Origin of the sequence: Microbacterium sp. NPDC089698, from assembly GCF_044749045.1 — a bacterium.
Taxonomy (GTDB): Bacteria; Actinomycetota; Actinomycetes; order Actinomycetales; family Microbacteriaceae; genus Microbacterium.
Map to the genome: position 1 here is coordinate 18,629 of NZ_JBIVHE010000004.1, position 19,766 is coordinate 38,394.

Consider the following 19,766-nt stretch of genomic DNA (forward strand, 5'->3'; position numbering starts at 1 on the left):
ACCACTTTACAGATCGGTTGATCGGAATATAATTCTGATCACCTGATCGAAAAGGAGTGCACCATGAGTGAATGGGCGACGATGCCTCTTCGCGCGGCACTGGCGATCCGAGGTGCGGCCGTCGGTCCCCTCCGCCGTTCGCTGATCCGGCTGACCCGCCGCACCCCGGTGCCGCCGACGTGGCCGGCTCCGGCCGGCCGTCATCCGGTCGGGGTGCGGGATGCCGTGATCTCCGGTCTGGGCCCCGCACCCTCGGACGGGGTGATCCGGATCTGGTATCCGGCGGTCGCCGGCACCGGCGCGGATCCACGCCCGTACTTCGGCGGCCCTGAGGAGCAGCGGACGATGGTGCGCGGTCTGCGCTCGACGCTCTCCCGCCGGGGCGTGCGCGCACTCGGCGCCCGGCGCACCGCCTCGCGCCCCGATGCGTCGCCCTCGGCGGAGGACGCGCCGGTCGTCGTCTTCTCCCACGGCTTCACGGGGTTCGTGGGACAGAACACGCACCTGTGCGAGCACCTGGCATCGTCGGGATACGTCGTCGTCTCCGTCGCCTACCCCGGGGCCGCCGCCGCGATCGCCGCGCCGGGCGGATCCGAACGCGTGATGACCGCGACCGAGCGACGCCGCCTCACGAGCCCGGAGTTCGTGCGGACGATCGCGGCGCTCCTATCGGCGCGGACCTCGACGGAGGAGGACGCCGCGCTGGCGCGCGCGGCCACGGTCGACGTACTCGCCGCCGAGAACGCGCGGTGGACCCGGCACCTCTCCGGGGTCCTCGATGCGCTGACACCGCCGGAGAGCCGTGCACGACGCGTGGATGAGGTCACGGCCCGACTGCTCGACGCCGCTGACTGGTCGCGCCTGGCCCTGGCCGGCATGTCGTTCGGCGGGTCGACGAGCGCGAACCTCGCCCAGGTCGACCCGCGGGTCTCGGCCGCGATCAACCTCGACGGGCTGCAGCAGGGAGAGCTGCTGCGCCTGCGCGACTCCCGGGTCCCGATGCTGGTCATGTCGTCCGCGGGATCTCGGCTGCGCTCGGGCAGAGTCGTGACCGACCTTCACTACGAGGCACCAGGATCCCGCGCGGAGGTGCGCCGCGTCCTCGTGCCCGATGCCCGGCACTACGCGTTCACCGATCTGGTCGGGTTCGGCACGGGCGCGGTGCGGCGGCTGCTCGACCTGGGCACGGTCGACGCGAGTCGGATGCTCCGCCTCGTCGCGGATACGACCCTCGCCTTCCTGGACGCGACACTGCGCCCCGTGGCCGCCGCGGGCGCAGGACGGGAAGACCGGCGATGAGGCTCGACGAGTACGCACGTCACGACGCGACCGGTCTGGCGGCGCTCGTCCGCAGCGGCGAGGTCGACCCCGCAGAGCTCGCCGCCTGCGCCGCGGCCGCCGCCGAGGCGGTGGATCCGACGCTCAACGCCCTCGTCGGCCCGATCGATGAGAACGCACTCTGGACGTCCGACGCCCCGTTCTCCGGCGTGCCCGTGCTGAGCAAGTCCGGGCACGGCCGCGCCGGAGGCCCGCTCGGGGCGGGCACGCGCCTGCTCGCGGGGAGGACGGTTCCGGTCGATGACGTGTTCTCCGCGCGCATCCGCGCATCCGGCGTCGCCTTCGTGGGCGCGACGACGGCGCCGGAGTTCGGACTCTATGCGGTGACGGAGTCGCGGCTGCACGGTGCGACCCGCAACCCGTGGGATCCCTCCCGGTCGCCGGGCGGGTCCAGCGGCGGGGCGTCCGCGGCGGTCGCCGCGGGCATCGTGCCGGTCGCCACGAGCGGAGACGGCGGCGGATCGATCCGCACCCCGGCGCACTGCACCGGCGTCTTCGGCCTGAAGCCGAGCCGCGGCCGGACGCCGTTCGAGGCGAACCACTTCTTCAACCTCTCGGTCAACCATGTCACGACGCGCACCGTGCGCGACTCGGCCGCCTTCCTCGACGTCACCCAGGGAGCGCATCCGGGGGCCCGTTCTCTGATCCCGCCGCCATCCCGGCCCTTCTCCGCCGAGGTCGATCGGGAGCCGGGAAGGCTCCGCATCGGCTTCGCCACCGAGCTCGCCGGGTTCGCAACGGCGGGCCCCGACAGCGCCGACGCCGCCGGCCGCACCGCCGCCCTGCTCGCAGACCTCGGCCATGACGTCGCCGAGGCCTCGCCCGGCGTCGCCTGGGCCGGATTCTTCGATGCCTTCCTGCGGGCCTGGACGCATGCGCTGCCCTGGTCGGTCGGCCGCCTCGAGCGGCTGCTCGGGCGCCCCGCCGAACCGGAGGAGCTGGAGGTCATGACGTGGCGCTACCGACGCCACGGCGAGACGGTGACGGTGGCCGACCTGCTCGACGCCGATCAGGCCTTCCGCGCCGCGTCACGCGCCGTCGACGACTACTTCGACGCCTTCGACCTCTGGCTGACGCCGACCGCCGTCACCCCCGCACCCCGGATCGGCGACTTCGACCCCTCCGGCACCGACGAGACCGCCGCCGAATACTCGTACCGGGTGCTGCGCGACTACTCCGCCTTCACCCCGCTCCTGAACGTGACCGGCCATCCGGCCGCCTCGGTCCCGGCCCGGCACGGCGCCGGCGGGCTGCCGATCGGCGTTCAGCTCGTCGGACGCGCCGCCGGCGAGGCCGAGCTGCTGCGCGTCTGCGCCCAGCTCGAGACCGCGAACCCGTGGCAGCAGCGCACCCCGCCGATCTGGGCCGGCTCAGCGGCGGGAGGGGGCGCGTCATGAGGGCGCAGACGGCATCCCCCGTCCGCACCGGGGGCGAGTGGTGGCTCCTCGCCGGAGCCTCGCTGATCCTCGCCTTCAGCGCGGTCGGCTTCCTCGTGCAGACCTTCGGCGTGTTCTCCGCTGCGATCGAGCAGGAGTTCGGCTGGTCCCGCACCGAGACCTACGGCATCCTGACGATCGCGACGCTGCTCGCGCCCGCGCTGATCCCGGCGACCGGATGGGCCGCCGATCGCCTGAACCTGCGCGTGCTGGTCGTGTCGGCGCTCGTGGTCGAGGTGGTCTCCCTGCTCGCTCTCGGTCTTCTGCCGGTCGGCCGGATCGGGTTCTCGGTCATGTTCCTCGTGACGTATGCGGCGAGCTTCGGCGCCAGCGCGGTCCCGCTCGCCAAGGCCGTCGGCACCGCGTTCTCCCACCGTCGCGGCGCCGCCCTCGGCTTGCTGTTCGCCGGCGCCTGCCTCGGCGCGATCGCCAATCCGCTCATCGCCGGTGCGCTCATCGCCGCGCTCGGCTGGCAGGGGGCCTTCGCCGTGCTCGGAGTGCAGACGGCGGTCCTCGCCGCGCTTCCGGCGTTGCTGTTCCTCCGGCCGGATCGCCCGCGCACCCCGTCGATCGGAACCGCCCGCCCCGCGGGCTGGCTCGCCCTGTTCCGCACCCGCGCCCTCTACGCGATCCTCGGCTGGGGCTTCTTCGCCGCGCTCGGATACGGCGGCATGCAGGGCCACCTCGTGCCGCTCCTCGAGGAGCGGGCGCACACCGCCACCGAGGCGGTGATCGGGCAGAGCCTGCTCGGCGTCGGCCTCCTCGTGGGCAACCTCGCAGCCGGACTGCTGCTCGATCGCATCCCCACCCGCCCGCTGGCGAGCCTCATGCTGGCGATCCCGGTCGCGGCTCTGCTCGCCCTCGCCGTGCTGCCGTCCGGGCCGTCCGACATCGCCATCACCACCGGGATCGGCGTCGCGACAGGAACCGAGACGGCGATGCTGGCGTACGTCGTGTCGCACTATCTGCCGCACGCGGTCAGCGGGCGAGCGCTGAGCATCGGCCTGGTCGCCGTCGCACTCGGAGGCGGCGTGAGCACCCTGATCGGCGCGGCGACGCACGACGCGACGGGCGACTACCGGCTGTTCCTCCTGCTCTGCGCGGGATTCCTCGCCGTGGCGGCCGTATGGCCGTGGGGGCTTCGCGCGCGGGCCGCGGAGGAGCCGTCTCTCCCGGCGTCGGCAGCAGCGGGCGAAGCGGCGCGCTGACGGCCTACTGCAGGGCCGCACCGTCCGGCAGCGGTGCCCCCGCCTGCCGGGCGAACAGGGCGATGGCCCGCTCCGCATCGGCGACCGAGATGCTGCCGCCCGCGACGATGTGCAGGCCGTAGGCGTCTTCGAGGGCGACGAAGTTCATCGCGATGTCGTCGAGCGGACCGGTCAGCGCGAAGTCGCCGCTGTCCTCTCCGGCCTGCAGGATCCGCCGGTACAGCCCGAGCTGCTCCCCGTAGAGGCGCTGCACGAGCTCATCGTGGAGCGGCGACTTGCCCGCGAGCACGTCGAACTCGTAGAGCAGCCGCATGAGCGCGTCGTCCGGGCCGCTCGGCAGACCGGCGCGGATGGCGATCGCCAGTTGCTCCGCCGGACGCTGCGCCTGGGCCACGAGCGCCTCGCGCTCCTCGCCGACCCGGCGCATGCCCGCGGCGTGGGCCTCGACGAGGATCGCGTCGAGGTCCTCGTAGTAGTACAGCAGCGCGCCCCGGGTGACTCCGGCCTGGTTCGCGACGTCCGTCAGCGACAGATTGCGCAGCCCATGCTCGGCGGCGGCGTCGAGCGCCGCGTCGACCACCTCACGGCGGCGCTGCTCCTGGGTGCTCGGGCGTGCCATGAAGCCAGTATCGCAGTCCTGTCGCGGGATCCGGATCCGAGAGGAAGAGTTTCTTGACATCTGAGTGAATTAATTTACTCTTGAGTCAAAGAACTGCGGTCGCTCCCCCGGGCAGCGCCGCCCCGAGACGTTGGAGCACCGACATGGCGGTCGACACCCTCTACACCGGCGGACGCGTCCGCACCTTCGATCCCGAGCAGCCCTGGGCCGAGGCCGTCGGCGTGACCGGCGACCGGATCACCTACGTGGGATCCGCCGCCGATGCCCCCGCGAGCCTGCGCACGGTCGCGCTCGAGGGACGCCTCGTCACCCCCGGCGTCGCCGACACCCACAACCACCTGCTGCTCGGCTACGACGACCTCGCCGTGAGCCTCGACCAGGTGCAGAGCCTCGACATCGTGCGCTCTCGCATCGCGAAGTTCGCCGAGACGCACCCCGACCTGGAGTGGATCTGCGCCGAGAACGCGCTCTACTCGGTCGTCGAGGGACGTCGCCCGCGCGCCGACGACCTCGCCGGCGTCACCGACCGGCCGGTCTTCATCACCACCTACGACCAGCACTCGGTGTGGCTGAATCGTCCTGCGCTCGCGAAGCTCGGCATCCTCGGCGGCGGAGACATCGCCTGGGGCAACCCCGAGATCGACCACCGCACCGGAGAGCCCACCGGCTGGGTCACCGACTTCTACACGAGCGCCATGACGACGGACGGCCTCGCCGAGCTGCAGCGCGACATCCCGATGTACTCCCCCGACCGGCGCTACCGCAAGATCGTGAACAGCCTCGACATGGCCCGCCGCTTCGGCATCACGACGGTGGTCGAGCCGCAGGTCCCGCTCGCCGAGCTGCCGCTCTTCGACCGGGCCGAGCGCGAGGGCAAGCTCACCTCGCGGACGATCGCGGCGATCTACCACCCGGTCGGATCCGACGGCGACTTCCGCTCGCGCATCACCGAGGCGATCCGGGAGACGCCGCAGCACGACCGCTTCCGCCTGGGCATGGTCAAGCTGTACGCCGACGATGTGATCGAGCCGCACACCGCGGCGATGCTCGAGGACTACGCGAACCGCCCCGGCCATCGCGGGCACACAAGCCTCGAGCCGCTCGAGTTCACGCGGCTCTTCGTCGAGCTCGACCGCCTGGGCTACCAGGTGCACACGCACGCGACCGGCGACTGGGGGATCAGGCTCACGCTCGACGCGATCGAGGCGGCGCAGCGCGCGAACGGCGCGCGGGACGCCCGGCACGGCATCGTGCACGTGGAGTGCCTGGCCCCGGAGGACCTCCCGCGCTTCCGCGACCTCGGCGTCGTCGCGGCGATGCAGCCCCGCCACGCCTCCCCCGACCTCGTCGCGGGCACCTGGATGGAGAACGTCGGAGAAGCGCGCTGGGATCGCGCCTGGCGGTTCCGGTCCATGATCGACTCCGGCGCGCGCGTCACGTTCTCGAGCGACTGGCAGGTCGGCGAGATGGATCCGCTCGTCGGCGTCTACAGCGCGATGACCCGCGCCCGTCTCGACGGCGGCGACGCCTGGACCACGGGCGAGCGCCTCGACCTCGACCGCACGCTCGAGGCCTACACGAAGGGCGGCGCCGGAGCGTTCCACCACGAGAACAGCCTCGGGATGCTGCGTACCGGATACCTCGCCGATCTCGTCGTGTGGTCGGGCGACCTCTACGCGATGGAGCCCGCGGAGATCCTCGCGCAGTGCGCCGACCTCACCGTCGTGGGCGGCACCGCGGTGCACGACGCACGCGGTGAGCTCGGCCGCGCGGCGGACGCAGCACCCGTCCAGGACCCGGGCGGAGCCGGGCAGAGCTGCACCGAACCCTCCGACGACCACCACTGCCACACCCACTGAGGACGATCCCCACGATGTCAACGCTGCCATCCCACTCCGCTGTCGCCGCCGGCGACGATCAGCTCGCCCACGTCGTCGCGCACGAGCAGGGGGCGCTCAAGCGCACCCTGAAGCTGCGCCACCTCGTCTTCATCGGTCTCGCGTACATGGCGCCGCTCGCGGTCTTCGACATGTTCGGGATCGTGGCCGACCAGACCAGCGGACACGTGCCGCTCGCCTACCTGGTGGTGCTGGTCGCGGTGCTGTTCACCGCGTTCAGCTATTCGCGCATGGTCCGCTTCTTCCCGATCGCCGGATCCGCCTACACGTACGCGAAGGAGAGCATCCATCCCTCGGTGGGCTTCCTCGTGGGCTGGGCGGCGACGCTCGACTACCTCCTGCTGCCCATGATCAACGCGATCCTGTCCGGGATCTACATGGGCGCGATCTACCCGCAGGTGCCGTTCTGGGTGTGGGTGCTGCTGACCGTGACGATCTGCACGGCGCTCAACCTGGTCGGCGTGCGTCTCGCCGCCAGCATGAACGTGATCCTGGTCGGGATCCAACTCGTCGTCGCCGTGCTCTTCGTGGTGCTCGCGGTCGTGAACATCGCGAACGGCGCCAACGGCGCGGCCTTCACCGTGCGGCCGTTCTTCTCCGACGACGTCCAGGCCGCGGCCCTCGCCGGCGGCGCCGCCATCCTCGCGCTGTCGTTCCTCGGCTTCGACGCCGTCTCCACGCTCGCGGAGGAGGCGCAGCGTCCCACGCGGGACATCCCGCGCGCGATCTTCATCATCGTCGCGGCCGCCGGAGCGTTCTTCCTCACCGTGACCTATGTCATGCAGACGCTGTTCCCCGACGTCACGAAGCTCGAGAACATCGTCGGGGCCTCCCCCGAGATCGCGAAGTACATCGGGGGCGCCGCGTTCCAGGCGATCTTCGTCGGCGGCTACATGATGGCGGTGCTGGGCTGCGGGATCACGCAGCAGATGAGCGCCGCCCGGCTGCTGTACGCGATGGGCCGCGACGGCGCCCTGCCGAGGCGGCTGTTCGGCCGGGTGAACCCTCGCACCGGCGTCCCCGTCGTGAACGTCCTCATCGTCGCCGCGATCGCCCTGACCGCGCTGTTCGTGAACCTCGCACAGGCGTCGTCGATGATCAACTTCGGCGCGTTCATCGCCTTCACGTTCGTGAACCTGTCGGTGATCTTCGTGTTCTTCCGCTTCATCACGAAGCGCACGATCGGTTCCTGGATCGGCTTCGTCGTCATCCCGGCGATCGGCGTCGTGATCAACGTGGCGCTGTGGCTCAGCCTGGACGGGATCTCGATGATCATCGGCGGCGCCTGGACCGCGATCGGGGTGGTCTACCTGCTGGTCAAGACGCGCGGCTTCAGGGCCGCTCCCCCTGACCTGACTGGTCCGATCAACGTCGGCATGTACGACTGACGGTCGACTCGTCCGGCTGCTCGGTTGCGGCTGAGGTCCCTGACTCAGTCGACGATGGGCGCGGCACGCGCCTCCTCGACCCCGCTCTCGGCAACGGCCTCCAGGGCGCGTTCGAGCACCTGCAGGTCTTCGACGGTCTCGACCGACGACACCCGGCCCCAGACCAACGTCATGAACTGGAAGACGGTGTTCTCGTAGCGGGTGCCGTCCGGGAGGTCCCCGGAGATCGAGGACCGCACGGCGATGCGCGTCCTCCAGGGGCCGCCGTTGACGAGCACGTCCTGCACGTCGAATCGCGCTCCGGGCAGCAGCCTCACGACGCGTTCCCACCAGCGCAGCATCGACTCCCTCGTCGTGCGCACCCCGCCGAGCGCGTGATCGCCGTGGAAGCGGTACCGGAACGAGGATGCGAGCCCGTCGACCATGGCCCGATAGTCGCCGTCGTTGATCTTCTCGAACGTGGCGCGGACTCTCGCGCCGACGATCCACGCGTAGACCATGACCCTCCCCCTCATCCGTCGGTGAGATACGTTACTATGAGTTACATTATGGTGACCGCCGGACGTCCCCGCAAGAGCTCGATCGACGACGCGATCCTGCGGGCCACCGCCGAACTCATCGCAGAACGGGGGTACGCCCGCCTCACGGTCGGCGCGATCATCGAGCGCGCCGGCACCAACAAGCCGGCGTTCTATCGCCGCTTCCAGAACGTGGCCGAGGTCGTTCCGCACGTGCTGACCTCCCGCCACGGAACCGATACGGACATCGACACCGGCACGCTCATCGGCGACCTGATCGAAGTGCAGCGGCGTCAGCAGCATCTGTTCACCGACCCGGTGGTGACACGAGGCATCGTCGGCTGGCTGGCAGAGGTGGAAGCAGACCCCGAGCAGGGCAGACCGTTCCTCGAGCACTATCTCGGACCCCGCCGCGCCTACACCCGTGTGATCATCGAACGCGCGGTCGCCCGCGGCGAGATCGCGCGGGTCGGGGATCCTCCGTGGATCGCCGACCTGCTGACCGGACCCCTCCTCATGCGCGTGGTCTTTCCGGGCATGCCGCCGATCGACGATGCGCTCCTCGTGCAGACGATTCGCAGCACGCTCAACTCCCTCGGCCATGCCGGCGATCGGCGAGCGCTGTCGGCTCTCGAGCGCGGAGACTCGCACCGCCCTACCCTGGGGCCATGAGGACGTCGACGGTGAGGCTGTACTGGAAGGTGGTCGCTGTCGGATCCATCGCCGGAATCGCGCTGGCCGTGGCGGCGCTCGCGATCTTCTACGGCACGTTCGCCCGAGGGTTCACCTGGGCGAGTGTCGGTGACAGTCTCCGCTGGGGTGTGCTGATCGGCTTGCTGACGACAGCGATGGCGACCACGGGCACTCTCGTCACGGCACGGCGTCTCGACACAGCCGGGGGCAAAGCACTCTTCATCCTGCTCAGCTTCCTGAGCCCTCTCCTCGGGTGGCTGCTGGTGGGCCTGATCGACGGCGTGATCGCCGGGTGGGACTTCTTCTTCGGCTTCCCGTGGATCGCCGCTGCTGCCGGCATCGCCGCGGCCCTGATCGCAGCGGTGTCGACGCTGTTCATGCCGCCGCCCTCCGGCGGGTCGACCTCCGAGCACGCCGTCGAGGAGCTCCTGGGACTCGAGTAGACGGCGACCCCACCATCGCGCAGGCAAGAGAGGGAGAACTATCCCCGTCGAGCCCGGTGCCTTCGCACGGCGTCGCGGTTGGCGCAGCGCACCGAGCAGTAGCGCTGCCGCCCGTTGCGGGTCACGTCGGCCACGACGTTGGTGCACGGCGCCGCCGCGCAGCGCCCCAGTCGCGTCATCCCCCGCGTGACCAGGTGCAGGGAGGTGCCGACTGCGATGACGGCGCGCAGCACGCGGGGCAGCGAATCCTCCTCGCCGCGATAGTGCAGATGCCAGCCCTCGCCGTCGTGGTCCGTGAGCCGCGGGTATGCCGCGGCAGCGGCCATCTGCGCGTTCAACAGCGCCGCGCGCTCCTCCGGGGCCGGGGCATCGACGATGCGCAGCCAGTCGTCGATCACCTGTCGCGTGTCGGCGTGGTCCCCGGGGCCCGCGGGGAAGACCATCGTCATCCCGAAGTCGCGGGTGCGCCGCTCGATGCCGGCGCGATCGGAAGGCCAGTCGTTGGCGAGCGATACCGCCAGCAGCACCGCGTACTCACCGTAAGGGTTGAGATGCACAATGACATTACATCATCGTGGGAGGCATGACCGCCGCATCCTCTGCCGACACCGCATCGATTCCGCTCTCTTCTCCGGAGTCGTCCCGTCCCGCCCCCGCGCATGAGCACGCCTGGACCACCCGATCGCGGCACAGGACGGCCGAGGGCACACTGCTGTACGTGCGCTGCGTGACGTGCGGCGCACAGCGTGTGGATCTGCATGCGGCGGGCGCCGCAGCGCCGACCGCACTCAGCCGTGCTCTCGCAGCCGATCGGGCGGCGGGGCCGCCCGATGCCGTCAGCCGGCCGTGAGCTCGGCGAGCTTCCGCACCGTGCGAAGGTTGCGCGCCGTGCCGGCGACGCCGAGCGCGCGGTCCAGCACCGGTCGCGTGAGCCTGCTCGAGTGCACTCCCCCGGCGCCGAAGTCGATCCACAGGTCGTTTCCGCGCAGCGCGATCCGTTCGCCGGGCTGCAGTCTCTCGGTCAGCGTCTCGACCGCATCGGCCCGCGGCGCTCCTTCGAGGAACATCGCGTGCAGCATCTTGTCTGCCTCAGCATCGGGGAACGGATTCTCCTCGATCGCTCGGACCAGATCGTGATGTGTGCGCAGGATCACGGGCGTGTCCACGCCGAACGCGTCGTGGATCAGGGTCCGCGCCTCCCCGCACGCGACCGCCGGGTCCGCCGGCGCGTCGCAGATGACGTTGCCGCTCGCGATGTAGGTCGTCACGGCGCCGAATCCTCCGTGGTCGTTCATGAGCGCGCGCAGCTCGGCCATCGGCACCTTGTTCGCGCCGCTCACGTTCACGGCGCGCAGCAGCAGCGCGCAACGTTCGGTGGTCATTCGGCGGATCCGTCGGTCGACGCAGCCGGTCCATCGGCGGGAGAGCTCGGATCTGCGCCGCCCGACACGAGGTCCGCCCCGGCGTGCGCGAGTTCGGCGAGTGCGGCCGCGCTCGACTCCGCACCCACGCCCGCGACGAGGTCGGTCAGGATCCGCACGTGCACGCCGTGCGCGATCGCGTCCGACGCCGAGGCGCGCACGCAGTGGTCGGTCGCGATGCCGACGACGTCGGCGGTGAGGACACTGTGCGCCGCCAGGATCCCGGCGACCGTCTCGTCGGTCTCCGTCACGCCCTCGAACATCGAGTAAGCGGGGCGCCCCTGGCCCTTGCGCACGTGGTGCGTGACGGCCGCCGTGTCCAGCAGCCGGTCGTAGTCGGCACCCTCGGTGCCTGCGACGCAGTGCACGGGCCAGCTGTCGACGTAGTCCGGCGCCTCGGAGAAGTGCCCGCCGTTGTCCCCCGCTGCGTCATGCCAGTCCCGGGACGCGATGATGACGTCGTAGTCCGCCGCATGATCGCGGAGCAGGGCGGTGATGCCGCGGGCGACGTCGTCACCGCCGACCACGGCGAGGGCGCCTCCCTCTGTGAAGTCGTTCTGGACGTCGACGATCAGCAGCGCACGAGACATGCTCCGAGCGTACGCCGGAACGACGAAACCCCCTCCGGGGAGGGGGTTTCCGGTCGAGCCGCCCAAGGGAATCGAACCCTTGACCTTTTCATTACGAGTGAAAAGGTATAGCCGCGATTTGCTCCCGCAAACCCTGTATTTCAGGCAACTATACCTCGACCGGTGGACGCTAGTGCACACAATCGTGCACACATATGTGTCGCGTCAGAACCGTCGACCGATGTTGCGCGGGTTCTCGTCCGGCAGGGTTCGCAACCACCTCTCGAGTTCCGTCTAGACCGGCAGGTAGCGTGTCGAAACCGACAGACTGCTCCGACTCTTGCGGCCCGGAACATCGCGCACTCGACGCGCTGTAACCGGGTCCGCGAGCATCCCCTCAATGGATTCGGCGGCGCGGATGAGCAGGATCACGTACCTGGCTGGTGTCAGGCCGAGCTGTTCGCGGATGCGGGTTTCCTTGTTGCCGCGCCAGGAGGGGTTGCGGGCTTCGAAGGCGAGGAGCTCGGTCGGGGTCATGCGGTGATGCTTCCACTAGCCACGGACACTCGATGTCGGCGCCGCGGCGTACGCTCCCCGCATGCCGTCCCACCCGCTCGCACCCGACACCGCGCTTAGCATCAAGATCGGTTGCGTGATGACCCGCAACCAGTTCACGCAGGATCCCGTGCCGGTGATCGCCGAGCTCTACGCGACGGCGGGCGACCGGATCGACCTGCTCACCCAGGAGGTCGGCCTATTCATCGGCTTCTCCTCCAGCAATCAGTACCGGGCCACGCTCGTGGCGGCGCTGCGCGAGCTGCCGCTCGACATGGACCAGGCGATCGCGCTCGGCAAGTTCCGGAGAGGTCTCCCTGCGCACGGCACCGGCGGATACGCCCGCCCTCGCGGTGTCGTCGACCAGCCGTAGGCTGTCCTGGTGCTCATTGGAATGATCCGCCCGCGCGAGACGCGCACCATCACCGTGCAGGCCGAAGAGCTCGACGAGATCCAAGATCTGATCCGCGAGCAGTCGCCGGACGGGTGGGAGACGGTCTCGGCACCCGTGTCGATGTCGAAGAAGGACACGATGATGACAGCCGAGGGCACGATCGCACGCCGCGACGGCGTGGCCGAGATCGAAGCCGACGACATGGCAGCCCTCGAAGCGAAGGTCCCCGACGGTTACCAACTCCTCTCCGTGCGACGAGTCTGATGCGGAAACAACACCACTCCGGAGACAAACCGCTCTGGCCCCTCGCTCTCGGCGTGGTGGGCCTGTTCATCGGAGGCTTCCTCTTCCTCAATGTGCTTTTTCCGAGCCTCGAAGACCGGACCGTAAGGCACACCGTCACCGGAACCGTTGTCCAAGGTGTCGACGGAATCAGCCTGATGAACACCGTTATCGCCAGCGCGCAGGGCTCTAAGAGCTACGGAAAGAACTACCAAATCACGTACCTGAACGTGGAACTGCGCCGTGACGCATCTTCGAGCTATGTCCCAAAGCTGTCTGCCGTAGTCGCCACATCTGCCGGAAAGCAGATCCGATGCCAGACTCCAAACGGGCCGAATCGATGGAGTTACGGAACCCCGACCAAGGTTCGCCTGCTCACATGTGAGACATTCGTTCCGTTCGAGGAGCTTGCGGACTGGAACACCGCCGACATCGTTATTCGTTGACAAGACGAACGAAACCGCCCCCGCCTCTCCAAAAGAGAAGCGGGGGCGGTTCGACTAGTAGATGGCGTTGGAACGCTGGTTACGCGTAGTCAAACGCCTGAATCTGCGATTCAGCGTTCACCGAACCGATGTGGAAGATGTTTGCTTTGCCGCGCCTCGACTTGGCGCGGATGAAGAACATGCCCATCGAGATGTCGGCGTTCACTGCCTCAGAACCAACATCCTCCGCGTCGCCCGCAACGGACTCCATGATGATGATGGAGTACCTCTTGGTCTCAGCCAGCACAACGTTGGCGGAACCACCGGCGGCGTCAACTCGCTTGGAAACCTCGCTGAGGTACTCGTTGGGGGTGCAGACGACGACCGGTCGAGACCCGTCGGGCGCAACGTAACGCAAGGCGTTCTCAGTGCCCCTGCGGAAGATGCTTTGCATCACTCGTCGCGTCGCTTCATGCCGGTTCATCGCAGCTCGTCCAATCCCCGTGCGCGTAGATACTCGTTGTAGACATCGTCGTAAGCGTCGTGGAACGATTCTTGCACGTCTTGCTGACTGTTTACATCACGAATTGATTTGAACGGTGCGTCGTGGTCGCCGTCATGGCGATGCACGCATCCGTGATGCAGGGTGTCGATGCAGACTACCTCTACCCACTGATCGCCGATGCATTGCGACAAGACGATCGCGAACGCCACTAGCTGCTTGTTCCAGAGGACACGCCTCATAGAGAGGAGGTACTCCTCGTCTAGCGGCACTGGGATTCGCTCTTGATCACACTGATCGAGTGGCGGAGGCGACCAGGCCGTAACCTCTGGGTCGCGTTCCGGCATGAGTTCGATCATAGCCAGGTGGCGCCGCGCCCCGAGACACAGCCTGCGCTTGTCCCTGGCGGGTAAGGAGCGGTTCGTGTTGTGACGAGTCAGTCCTTCGCGTCAGCGCTGTCTACCATGGCCCGGTACTGGCGACGGGTCAGGCCAACCGCATCTCCACCGAGTGACGTGTAACTGACAGATCCGAGCGGAGTCGACCCTGCACCGAACTTCTTCAGCCACTCGTCGATGGCGGGGATCGCCATGACACGGGAGATCGCGGCACTAATGCCAGCGAGGGTTGCGATCGCGCCTGCAAGCCATGCGACGGCTGGGCCCGGAAGAACATCGGCGACAGCGTCAAGAACCTGGGGGGCCACGGCGACAACGATTCCGAGCGCAGCAACCACCGCCAGGATGACCTGCAGGGCCGTGCGGATTGATCTCTGATTCGGGAACCAGATCTTGTTCATGGTCTCTCCTCGGGGTGGTGACGCGCGGCGATCTGATCGAGTCGATCGATCCGCTTCTGATCGTTGTTGAGCTTCTTATTGATCGAGACGACGGCCGCCTCAGTGCGGTTGATAGCGTCCCGAGCGGATCCACCAGAGTTCGGGAACAGCTCATGTTCGATCCGCTGCACACGCTCCATGAGGCCCGCACGGGCCGGAACCCCAGCGCGCGCCTCTTCGCCTGCGACATCATCGATGAAGTTCGAGAGCTTCTTGAAGAGTGGAATGAGCTTCCACAGGGCCAGGACCACCGTGGTGACAACTCCGACCGTGACAAGGACCTCCCAGACGGAAACGCCTTCGAGCCAGTCTTGAATAGCGCCGTTCAATCGTGCCCCCAGGACTAGATCGTCCGGAACTCGTCGCCGTACGTGTACGGCTGAGGACCAGACAGCGTCGGCATGCCAACGTTCTTGTACATGTTGAACTTCTCGCTCGAGATCTCATGCTTGGTTTCAGCGCGAACATCGACGAGCCAGCGTCGAAGCCCACCATCGGCGGGCTGGGTGAGCAGGAGGAAAAGGTCCATCTTCTTGCCTTTCGTGGGGACCGCCGTGGCAGTCGTTCCAGTGACATTGCCCGCGAGGGCAGCTGTACCGATCTGGGGGTCCCAGTCGATAATGTGCCAGGCCTCCCAGTCGAAGAACCCGGGTTCGAAGCCGTGTTTGCGGCACATCGCGTACCAGTCGTCACGGTTCAGTGCTTCGTATCCGCCGACGTCGATCGCGAGGGACGCCTGCCCGTTGCGGGGGCTGCCCCACTGGATGTAGACGCCACCGTGCGACGACGTTCCCGGGTCGGCCGCATCCTGCGGGCGCCCCTGGTTGATCGCTTGCTGTTTCGCATATTTCTGGTTGTCAAGAGGGCGGTATGCGTTAAAGCCGGGGACGATCCAGATCGTCACCCCGTACGTGTCCTGCACATCCTGCTTGAGCGCGAGCCAGCGTGCGCACGTCGTCGCCGACAGCCATGCGTCGTCGTCCTCCTGGCCTGGCACCTGCACCAGTACGGACAGCGGGATCTCACCGTTGTTGTAGTCCATGAGATGTGTCCTTTCGGGAACGACAAAGCCCCTGTCACGAGTGGCAGGGGCTTTGAGGTTGGAGGATTCCCTTGTCTGAGAGTCCGGTTCTGAGGTTCCTCGCTGGCCGCGCTGTGCTGTAGCGTCCGCGGGTATGGAACATGACGACTTCATGTCTGAGGGGATCCGTCGCTGGTTGGCCTTGTCGACCGCGATCGCGTTCGATGACCAGGCCGTGATTCAGGCGGAGATCATCGAGGACTGGGGCATCTCCGAGAGTCAACGACTGCTCGCCGGAGGGTCCCTCCTTGCTCGCGTGATCGGTGAGCTGGCTCTCGCCACCAACCGCAGCGCCCACGAGGTGATCCTCGAGGTTCGACGCACCTGGAACACGTGAGCCACCGGGACGCGCCAGTCTCCAGGGAGCCCGCCGCGATCGCGCAACCAGCGACGACCCGCAGCGATGTCCTTCTCGATATCGCTCACGCTTCCCCCCTCGGTGAAGACGGTGACGGTCAGTTGATGACGCGTCGGGTTGGGAGCGCGGTCCAGCGTGAGATGGCCGTGCCGTTACGCTGCTCGAAGTTCCCGCCGGTGCCGTAGAAGAGGTCTTCGAAAGTGACTCCTTCGAGCCAACCTTCACTGATCGCAGCTGACACCTTCGATACGAAGTAGTCCCAGTTCGCCTTTCGGGTCGAGAACTGGTCCGTCTCGTCGATGCGGTGGAAGAACCGGATCATCAGCGAGTTCGTCGCTTTCATGATGTCGAACCAGTCATCGATCATCGTCTGGTTCGCCGCAGCGGTGGACGTGTTCTCAATCGAGTTGCAGTACAGGTCGTACTGGTCGATCGGGGGCCAGATCTCGTCCCGCTGGTGTCCCGTGTGGGTGCGTGATGCGAGCAGCTGGTCGGTGACCAGCGGGTCGGCTGCTGCGCCGGCCTGGTTCTGCACGTATGCGGCCCGCCAGATTCGCCCCTGATACCCGTAGTGGCGCAGCCAGTCCCGACAGTAAGCGGTCTCAGCGGCCAGCTCTGCTGCGGTCATGCCCGATGTTGGGCCGCCCGTCTTCCCATGGAACGAGATGGAGTTGCCGTTCTCTTTCGCGAGCTCGTGCATGCGTGCTTCAGTCACGGCCTCGAAGATGCCGCCGACACCACTCCCGAACAGGTCCAGATCAGGCGCCCACGTAACCGGGACCTTCAACGCCTTCAACGCGGGATACCCGCCGTCGACCCAGGACTTGTACCCACGGTCGCCGATGATCAGCATCTTCCCGGCACGGTGAACCTCAGCCCACACGCGTCGGATCGTGGCGGTCGTCCCCGCGTCAATGTTCGCGGCGGGCGTCCGGGAGAATGCGACAGCAAGCCTGTAGGGCTTGCCCCAGTTCGTCTTGATCCCGGTGCGGGTGATGCCTCCGGAGAAGAACGCGGCCCACGGGATTCGAATCGTGTTTCGCCCATTGACGAGCGTCACAGGCATGTTGTTGGCGTTCGACGCATACCCCCAACGAAGGGCGGTCGTCAGTCCCGAGTCGTGCCACAGGTACACGGTGAGGACGTTGATCTTGGACACGTCAGGGATGTCGATGTCGACACAGATTGACTGCGCTGGTCCAATGTTCATGGGTGTGCCCAAGGGCAGTGATGCCATCAGTGTCGCGGCGCCGCCTGCAGCAGTCAGCGTCCACCCTGTGGCTGAGGACGCCGCGGTGCCGCCAGTCATGCTCGGGGCAGCTGTCGTGGGAGACATGAGGACAACCTCGCTCGGCATGTGCCGAGTCGGGTCAGCACCCGCAGTCAGCGCAGCAGTCGACGCGGCCAGCATTGCGGGCACTGCGGCCGCGGCAGCACCCGCAGCAGATGCCTGCGCATCCGAAGCGGCGAGCTCTGACGCCGCCTTAGCCGAGAGCGCATCGTCACTCGCGTTCATGGCCTGGTTCGCGAGAACCTGCAGCGATGGTGTCACAACACCATCCGCGCCGCGAATGTTTGAAACAAGTACCTTGGCCACTATTCGTTCCTCCACACGTTGTCAGTGTTGCGATCCCACCCGAAGTCGCCCACAGCTGCTTCTGGTGGGAAGTCGATCCCGCCCGTGAGGTCCCACCAGAACCCGGCGGGGAGTAGTGACCCGGCGCTCAACTGCGGCAACGCCCTGTACTCAACATCTGTTGCGGGAACCTGTGTCAGCCATGCATAGGTTCGGCCGCCCAGACGCTCCAAGACCCGGACAGCCGTCCCATCAGGGTTCACCGGCATGACAAACGGGGAACCGTTCAAGTCGCGGATCGTTCCGTTCACGACCTGCGCGGTGGCAACGGCTTGCGTCACGAGCATCGTCCCCGTGTCCATTCGCACCATCTGGGTGAACTCGATCAGCCCGTTTGCCGGAGTCCCCGCAGAATCAGTGATGGTGCCAGTGATCAGTGGCATGCTGAGTCCTTTCAGTCAGGGACACCGTCACCGATGATCTGGACGGTCAGCGACGGGGCATTGAAGTTGATAGACGGATCGCCCGTCCCGGCGATCGACGCCCAATATCCGTATTGCAACCGGATCTTGTACGGTCCCGGGTGCGCGTTCCGGTCGATGACCATGACCTGCGGTGTGGTGGAGATCGTGACGCCCATGCGTTCCGCCCCGTATAAGCGGCCGGCGCGATTCTTCACTTCCACGTCCGTGTCGGTTGCGGTGCCGTTCGCGTCGAAGATCCGGAACGACACCATCCCGGAAATCCACCCGCCGGAGGCAGGGGCCACGGATGATTCCCCTACGGATGCTGTGACCAGCACCTTCCCGTACGGGATGTCGATACCTGCAATCTCAACGAGGGTTCCATCCGCCCACCGAGTGACCTGATCATTCGGGATGGTGCCCGTGTTCCACGACGCCCCAGACGCCGCATAGGTGTTCAGTGTTGTCAGATAGGTCACCGCTTTGAATAGCTGCTCAAGGGTGCGGTTCTTCTCTGTCCCGGTGCCACGTTGTACGTCGCGGATCGAGCTCGCCTGCTGTTTCAGTGTCTCCGCGAGACGGTCCTCCGGTGGGGTGAACATTGGTCGGACCATGTCACCACCCCGTCATGCCGGCCACGGTCACCCCGTACCAGTCCTCAACCGCCGTACCCGACACCCCAACGATCCGCCGGGAGTACTCACCGTCCGGGATCCACCAGTGCCCTGGCTTTCCGTTCTTGCCCTGAATCTCGACCGTGCACCAGTCCCCCGCGCGGAGACCGATCGCCCGCTCAGCGCGCACCTCGAACGACCACAACTTCACTGGAGCTTGCCCATCGATGAGGCGGGACTTCGCCCACCCGTCCAACGTCGGCTGCTCCGACACCGTCGAATGCGACGAGTCCCACACCTCCATCAGCGGGAACCCAGCATCGATCAGGGTCGAGTCGTACTGGTGCGACAGCATCACCCGGTCCTGATCCTTACCCCCGGTGAAGAACACACTCGAGGCGAGAAACTCCGGCGACACCTTCTCCGCCAGCTTCCGGATGTCCGGCTCGCTGCCCGAGTTCGTCCACGAATGCCAGAACGGGGACACGATCTCAGGGGCAGAATCTCTGCCCGTGACGAGAGCCCACGACAACCAGTCGTTCTCATCAACCCGCGGAACCCACGACCACTCAACACCGCCCTGCAACTGGGAGATATCCTCGACGGCCTCCTGCACGCCCTTGCCGTCAACCGCCGCCCACCCCTTCTCATGGGTGCCGACACGATCCGGTTCGAACACAACCGGGATCGAGCCGCCCGGGTGAGACATGGCCTGCTGATACAGGCGTTTCATCATCGTCCCGTACTCAACCCCAGTGATCCGGGTGTCGAACGTCGTCACAGGAAAGCCCGCCCCATCGATCAGGTTCTTGTACGGGTAAGGCAGAACCACACGCCGGTCAAACAGTGACTCCGGCCCGCGAAACGGGATCGTCACCGTCTGATCGCCGTCGTCGTTCTCGCCCGCCTCGGGGATTCCAACAAGCCCCGCAGCCACGCACACGCCATCATCACGAACCAGTGACACTGAGGTCTTCCGCGGGATGATCAGGTTGGAGAGCCCCACGGACCCTGCCGTGTACCCCGGGACGACAACAGAACCATCATCCGCACGACACACCGCCGCCGACCACGAAGTCTGCTCCGTGAACTCCAGCTCTCGAAGCGACTCCCCCGTACGCGTGTCATGCAGAAGAGCCCTCATCG

The 19,766-nt window shown here is 67.3% G+C and carries 27 protein-coding genes; 12 read left to right on the plus strand and 15 right to left on the minus strand.

What is annotated here, in order from left to right; genetic code table 11:
- Positions 1 to 63 precede the first annotated feature (63 nt).
- Genes ACIPY5_RS11935 through ACIPY5_RS11945 form a run of 3 tightly spaced genes read left to right on the plus strand, consistent with a single transcriptional unit; the run spans position 64 to position 3,982 of the window.
- A complete protein-coding gene (locus ACIPY5_RS11935; protein WP_400970913.1) occupies positions 64 to 1,299 on the plus strand; it encodes an alpha/beta hydrolase family protein in 1,236 nt (411 codons plus the stop codon).
- A complete protein-coding gene (locus tag ACIPY5_RS11940) occupies positions 1,296 to 2,735 on the plus strand; it encodes an amidase (RefSeq protein WP_400970916.1) in 1,440 nt (479 codons plus the stop codon). Before ACIPY5_RS11935 ends, ACIPY5_RS11940 begins: the two co-directional genes overlap by 4 nt.
- Complete coding sequence (locus ACIPY5_RS11945; protein ID WP_400970919.1) at positions 2,732 to 3,982, plus strand: MFS transporter; 1,251 nt, start codon at positions 2,732 to 2,734, stop codon at positions 3,980 to 3,982. Before ACIPY5_RS11940 ends, ACIPY5_RS11945 begins: the two co-directional genes overlap by 4 nt.
- A gap of 4 nt (positions 3,983 to 3,986) precedes the next feature.
- Here ACIPY5_RS11945 and ACIPY5_RS11950 read toward each other — a convergent pair whose 3' ends face one another.
- Positions 3,987 to 4,601, minus strand: coding sequence for a TetR/AcrR family transcriptional regulator (locus tag ACIPY5_RS11950; RefSeq protein WP_400970922.1), 615 nt, complete (start codon positions 4,599 to 4,601; stop codon positions 3,987 to 3,989).
- Between the two features lie 143 nt (positions 4,602 to 4,744).
- Here ACIPY5_RS11950 and ACIPY5_RS11955 point away from each other — a divergent pair, with 143 nt between their 5' ends.
- Both ACIPY5_RS11955 and ACIPY5_RS11960 read left to right on the plus strand, forming a co-directional pair.
- Positions 4,745 to 6,460, plus strand: coding sequence for an amidohydrolase (locus ACIPY5_RS11955; RefSeq protein ID WP_309342473.1), 1,716 nt, complete (start codon positions 4,745 to 4,747; stop codon positions 6,458 to 6,460).
- A gap of 14 nt (positions 6,461 to 6,474) precedes the next feature.
- On the plus strand, positions 6,475 to 7,887 hold the full coding sequence (locus tag ACIPY5_RS11960; protein WP_400970926.1) for an APC family permease: 1,413 nt from the start codon (positions 6,475 to 6,477) through the stop codon (positions 7,885 to 7,887).
- Positions 7,888 to 7,931: 44 nt separating this feature from the next.
- Here the strand turns inward: ACIPY5_RS11960 and ACIPY5_RS11965 are convergent, their stop codons facing one another.
- Complete coding sequence (locus ACIPY5_RS11965) at positions 7,932 to 8,387, minus strand: nuclear transport factor 2 family protein (protein ID WP_400970929.1); 456 nt, start codon at positions 8,385 to 8,387, stop codon at positions 7,932 to 7,934.
- 48 nt (positions 8,388 to 8,435) lie between these two features.
- Between ACIPY5_RS11965 and ACIPY5_RS11970 the strand changes: the two genes are divergently transcribed.
- Both ACIPY5_RS11970 and ACIPY5_RS11975 read left to right on the plus strand, forming a co-directional pair.
- Positions 8,436 to 9,077 carry a TetR/AcrR family transcriptional regulator gene (locus ACIPY5_RS11970; RefSeq protein ID WP_400970932.1) on the plus strand — a complete coding sequence of 214 codons (642 nt, stop codon included), beginning with the start codon at positions 8,436 to 8,438 and terminating at the stop codon, positions 9,075 to 9,077.
- On the plus strand, positions 9,074 to 9,541 hold the full coding sequence (locus ACIPY5_RS11975; RefSeq protein WP_400970935.1) for a hypothetical protein: 468 nt from the start codon (positions 9,074 to 9,076) through the stop codon (positions 9,539 to 9,541). Before ACIPY5_RS11970 ends, ACIPY5_RS11975 begins: the two co-directional genes overlap by 4 nt.
- A 38-nt stretch (positions 9,542 to 9,579) precedes the next feature.
- Here the strand turns inward: ACIPY5_RS11975 and ACIPY5_RS11980 are convergent, their stop codons facing one another.
- Positions 9,580 to 10,098, minus strand: a complete 519-nt coding sequence (locus ACIPY5_RS11980; protein ID WP_400970938.1) for a CGNR zinc finger domain-containing protein — start codon at positions 10,096 to 10,098, stop codon at positions 9,580 to 9,582.
- 26 nt (positions 10,099 to 10,124) lie between these two features.
- Here ACIPY5_RS11980 and ACIPY5_RS11985 point away from each other — a divergent pair, with 26 nt between their 5' ends.
- Positions 10,125 to 10,391 (plus strand): hypothetical protein, encoded by a 267-nt coding sequence (locus tag ACIPY5_RS11985; protein ID WP_400970941.1) that lies wholly within the window; start codon positions 10,125 to 10,127, stop codon positions 10,389 to 10,391.
- On the opposite strand, the gene ACIPY5_RS11990 is transcribed toward ACIPY5_RS11985, so the two are convergent.
- From ACIPY5_RS11990 to ACIPY5_RS12000, 3 genes are all read right to left on the minus strand, one after another.
- The gene (locus tag ACIPY5_RS11990) at positions 10,378 to 10,923 is read right to left on the minus strand and encodes a DUF1697 domain-containing protein (RefSeq protein WP_309342358.1); all 546 of its coding nucleotides are present in this window, start codon (positions 10,921 to 10,923) and stop codon (positions 10,378 to 10,380) included. The two genes, ACIPY5_RS11985 and ACIPY5_RS11990, sit on opposite strands and share 14 nt — an antisense overlap.
- Complete coding sequence (locus ACIPY5_RS11995; protein ID WP_400970945.1) at positions 10,920 to 11,552, minus strand: isochorismatase family protein; 633 nt, start codon at positions 11,550 to 11,552, stop codon at positions 10,920 to 10,922. Before ACIPY5_RS11995 ends, ACIPY5_RS11990 begins: the two co-directional genes overlap by 4 nt.
- A 273-nt stretch (positions 11,553 to 11,825) precedes the next feature.
- Positions 11,826 to 12,068: a DUF3263 domain-containing protein gene (locus ACIPY5_RS12000; protein WP_400970948.1), complete on the minus strand. Its 243-nt coding sequence runs from the start codon at positions 12,066 to 12,068 to the stop codon at positions 11,826 to 11,828.
- A gap of 61 nt (positions 12,069 to 12,129) precedes the next feature.
- Here ACIPY5_RS12000 and ACIPY5_RS12005 point away from each other — a divergent pair, with 61 nt between their 5' ends.
- The 3 genes from ACIPY5_RS12005 to ACIPY5_RS12015 are packed head-to-tail and all read left to right on the plus strand — an operon-like array spanning position 12,130 to position 13,208.
- Positions 12,130 to 12,459, plus strand: coding sequence for a hypothetical protein (locus tag ACIPY5_RS12005; protein ID WP_400970951.1), 330 nt, complete (start codon positions 12,130 to 12,132; stop codon positions 12,457 to 12,459).
- 9 nt (positions 12,460 to 12,468) lie between these two features.
- Positions 12,469 to 12,744 carry a hypothetical protein gene (locus ACIPY5_RS12010; protein WP_400970954.1) on the plus strand — a complete coding sequence of 92 codons (276 nt, stop codon included), beginning with the start codon at positions 12,469 to 12,471 and terminating at the stop codon, positions 12,742 to 12,744.
- 53 nt (positions 12,745 to 12,797) lie between these two features.
- The gene (locus ACIPY5_RS12015; protein ID WP_400970957.1) at positions 12,798 to 13,208 is read left to right on the plus strand and encodes a hypothetical protein; all 411 of its coding nucleotides are present in this window, start codon (positions 12,798 to 12,800) and stop codon (positions 13,206 to 13,208) included.
- A gap of 79 nt (positions 13,209 to 13,287) precedes the next feature.
- Here the strand turns inward: ACIPY5_RS12015 and ACIPY5_RS12020 are convergent, their stop codons facing one another.
- From ACIPY5_RS12020 to ACIPY5_RS12040, 5 genes are all read right to left on the minus strand, one after another.
- Entirely contained in the window at positions 13,288 to 13,671 is a 384-nt protein-coding gene (locus tag ACIPY5_RS12020; protein WP_400970960.1) for a hypothetical protein, read from the minus strand.
- On the minus strand, positions 13,668 to 13,901 hold the full coding sequence (locus ACIPY5_RS12025; protein WP_400970963.1) for a hypothetical protein: 234 nt from the start codon (positions 13,899 to 13,901) through the stop codon (positions 13,668 to 13,670). The genes ACIPY5_RS12020 and ACIPY5_RS12025 overlap by 4 nt, the downstream gene beginning before the upstream one ends.
- Before the next feature lie 224 nt (positions 13,902 to 14,125).
- Complete coding sequence (locus ACIPY5_RS12030) at positions 14,126 to 14,488, minus strand: hypothetical protein (RefSeq protein ID WP_400970966.1); 363 nt, start codon at positions 14,486 to 14,488, stop codon at positions 14,126 to 14,128.
- The gene (locus ACIPY5_RS12035) at positions 14,485 to 14,856 is read right to left on the minus strand and encodes a hypothetical protein (protein WP_400970969.1); all 372 of its coding nucleotides are present in this window, start codon (positions 14,854 to 14,856) and stop codon (positions 14,485 to 14,487) included. The genes ACIPY5_RS12030 and ACIPY5_RS12035 overlap by 4 nt, the downstream gene beginning before the upstream one ends.
- Positions 14,857 to 14,870: 14 nt before the next feature.
- A complete protein-coding gene (locus tag ACIPY5_RS12040) occupies positions 14,871 to 15,569 on the minus strand; it encodes a hypothetical protein (protein ID WP_400970972.1) in 699 nt (232 codons plus the stop codon).
- A 133-nt stretch (positions 15,570 to 15,702) separates the two neighbouring features.
- Between ACIPY5_RS12040 and ACIPY5_RS12045 the strand changes: the two genes are divergently transcribed.
- Complete coding sequence (locus tag ACIPY5_RS12045) at positions 15,703 to 15,945, plus strand: hypothetical protein (protein WP_400970975.1); 243 nt, start codon at positions 15,703 to 15,705, stop codon at positions 15,943 to 15,945.
- Between the two features lie 118 nt (positions 15,946 to 16,063).
- Here ACIPY5_RS12045 and ACIPY5_RS12050 read toward each other — a convergent pair whose 3' ends face one another.
- From ACIPY5_RS12050 to ACIPY5_RS12065, 4 genes are read right to left on the minus strand one after another with little or no spacing between them, the layout of a single operon-like run.
- Complete coding sequence (locus tag ACIPY5_RS12050) at positions 16,064 to 17,563, minus strand: hypothetical protein (protein WP_400970979.1); 1,500 nt, start codon at positions 17,561 to 17,563, stop codon at positions 16,064 to 16,066.
- Positions 17,563 to 17,985, minus strand: coding sequence for a hypothetical protein (locus ACIPY5_RS12055; protein WP_400970982.1), 423 nt, complete (start codon positions 17,983 to 17,985; stop codon positions 17,563 to 17,565). Before ACIPY5_RS12055 ends, ACIPY5_RS12050 begins: the two co-directional genes overlap by 1 nt.
- An 11-nt stretch (positions 17,986 to 17,996) precedes the next feature.
- Positions 17,997 to 18,608, minus strand: a complete 612-nt coding sequence (locus ACIPY5_RS12060) for a hypothetical protein (protein ID WP_400970985.1) — start codon at positions 18,606 to 18,608, stop codon at positions 17,997 to 17,999.
- Positions 18,609 to 18,621: 13 nt separating this feature from the next.
- The gene (locus tag ACIPY5_RS12065) at positions 18,622 to 19,764 is read right to left on the minus strand and encodes a hypothetical protein (protein ID WP_400970988.1); all 1,143 of its coding nucleotides are present in this window, start codon (positions 19,762 to 19,764) and stop codon (positions 18,622 to 18,624) included.
- Positions 19,765 to 19,766 lie beyond the last annotated feature (2 nt).

Coding starts and splice junctions, on each gene's coding strand:
- ACIPY5_RS11935 (WP_400970913.1), top strand. CDS start 64: ATGAGTGAATGGGCGACGATGCCTCTTCGCGCGGCACTGGCGATCCGA.
- ACIPY5_RS11940 (WP_400970916.1), top strand. CDS start 1,296: ATGAGGCTCGACGAGTACGCACGTCACGACGCGACCGGTCTGGCGGCG.
- ACIPY5_RS11945 (WP_400970919.1), top strand. CDS start 2,732: ATGAGGGCGCAGACGGCATCCCCCGTCCGCACCGGGGGCGAGTGGTGG.
- ACIPY5_RS11950 (WP_400970922.1), bottom strand. CDS start 4,601: ATGGCACGCCCGAGCACCCAGGAGCAGCGCCGCCGTGAGGTGGTCGAC.
- ACIPY5_RS11955 (WP_309342473.1), top strand. CDS start 4,745: ATGGCGGTCGACACCCTCTACACCGGCGGACGCGTCCGCACCTTCGAT.
- ACIPY5_RS11960 (WP_400970926.1), top strand. CDS start 6,475: ATGTCAACGCTGCCATCCCACTCCGCTGTCGCCGCCGGCGACGATCAG.
- ACIPY5_RS11965 (WP_400970929.1), bottom strand. CDS start 8,387: ATGGTCTACGCGTGGATCGTCGGCGCGAGAGTCCGCGCCACGTTCGAG.
- ACIPY5_RS11970 (WP_400970932.1), top strand. CDS start 8,436: ATGGTGACCGCCGGACGTCCCCGCAAGAGCTCGATCGACGACGCGATC.
- ACIPY5_RS11975 (WP_400970935.1), top strand. CDS start 9,074: ATGAGGACGTCGACGGTGAGGCTGTACTGGAAGGTGGTCGCTGTCGGA.
- ACIPY5_RS11985 (WP_400970941.1), top strand. CDS start 10,125: ATGACCGCCGCATCCTCTGCCGACACCGCATCGATTCCGCTCTCTTCT.
- ACIPY5_RS11990 (WP_309342358.1), bottom strand. CDS start 10,923: ATGACCACCGAACGTTGCGCGCTGCTGCTGCGCGCCGTGAACGTGAGC.
- ACIPY5_RS11995 (WP_400970945.1), bottom strand. CDS start 11,552: ATGTCTCGTGCGCTGCTGATCGTCGACGTCCAGAACGACTTCACAGAG.
- ACIPY5_RS12000 (WP_400970948.1), bottom strand. CDS start 12,068: ATGACCCCGACCGAGCTCCTCGCCTTCGAAGCCCGCAACCCCTCCTGG.
- ACIPY5_RS12005 (WP_400970951.1), top strand. CDS start 12,130: ATGCCGTCCCACCCGCTCGCACCCGACACCGCGCTTAGCATCAAGATC.
- ACIPY5_RS12020 (WP_400970960.1), bottom strand. CDS start 13,671: ATGAACCGGCATGAAGCGACGCGACGAGTGATGCAAAGCATCTTCCGC.
- ACIPY5_RS12030 (WP_400970966.1), bottom strand. CDS start 14,488: ATGAACAAGATCTGGTTCCCGAATCAGAGATCAATCCGCACGGCCCTG.
- ACIPY5_RS12040 (WP_400970972.1), bottom strand. CDS start 15,569: ATGGACTACAACAACGGTGAGATCCCGCTGTCCGTACTGGTGCAGGTG.
- ACIPY5_RS12045 (WP_400970975.1), top strand. CDS start 15,703: ATGGAACATGACGACTTCATGTCTGAGGGGATCCGTCGCTGGTTGGCC.
- ACIPY5_RS12055 (WP_400970982.1), bottom strand. CDS start 17,985: ATGCCACTGATCACTGGCACCATCACTGATTCTGCGGGGACTCCGGCA.
- ACIPY5_RS12060 (WP_400970985.1), bottom strand. CDS start 18,608: ATGTTCACCCCACCGGAGGACCGTCTCGCGGAGACACTGAAACAGCAG.
- ACIPY5_RS12065 (WP_400970988.1), bottom strand. CDS start 19,764: ATGAGGGCTCTTCTGCATGACACGCGTACGGGGGAGTCGCTTCGAGAG.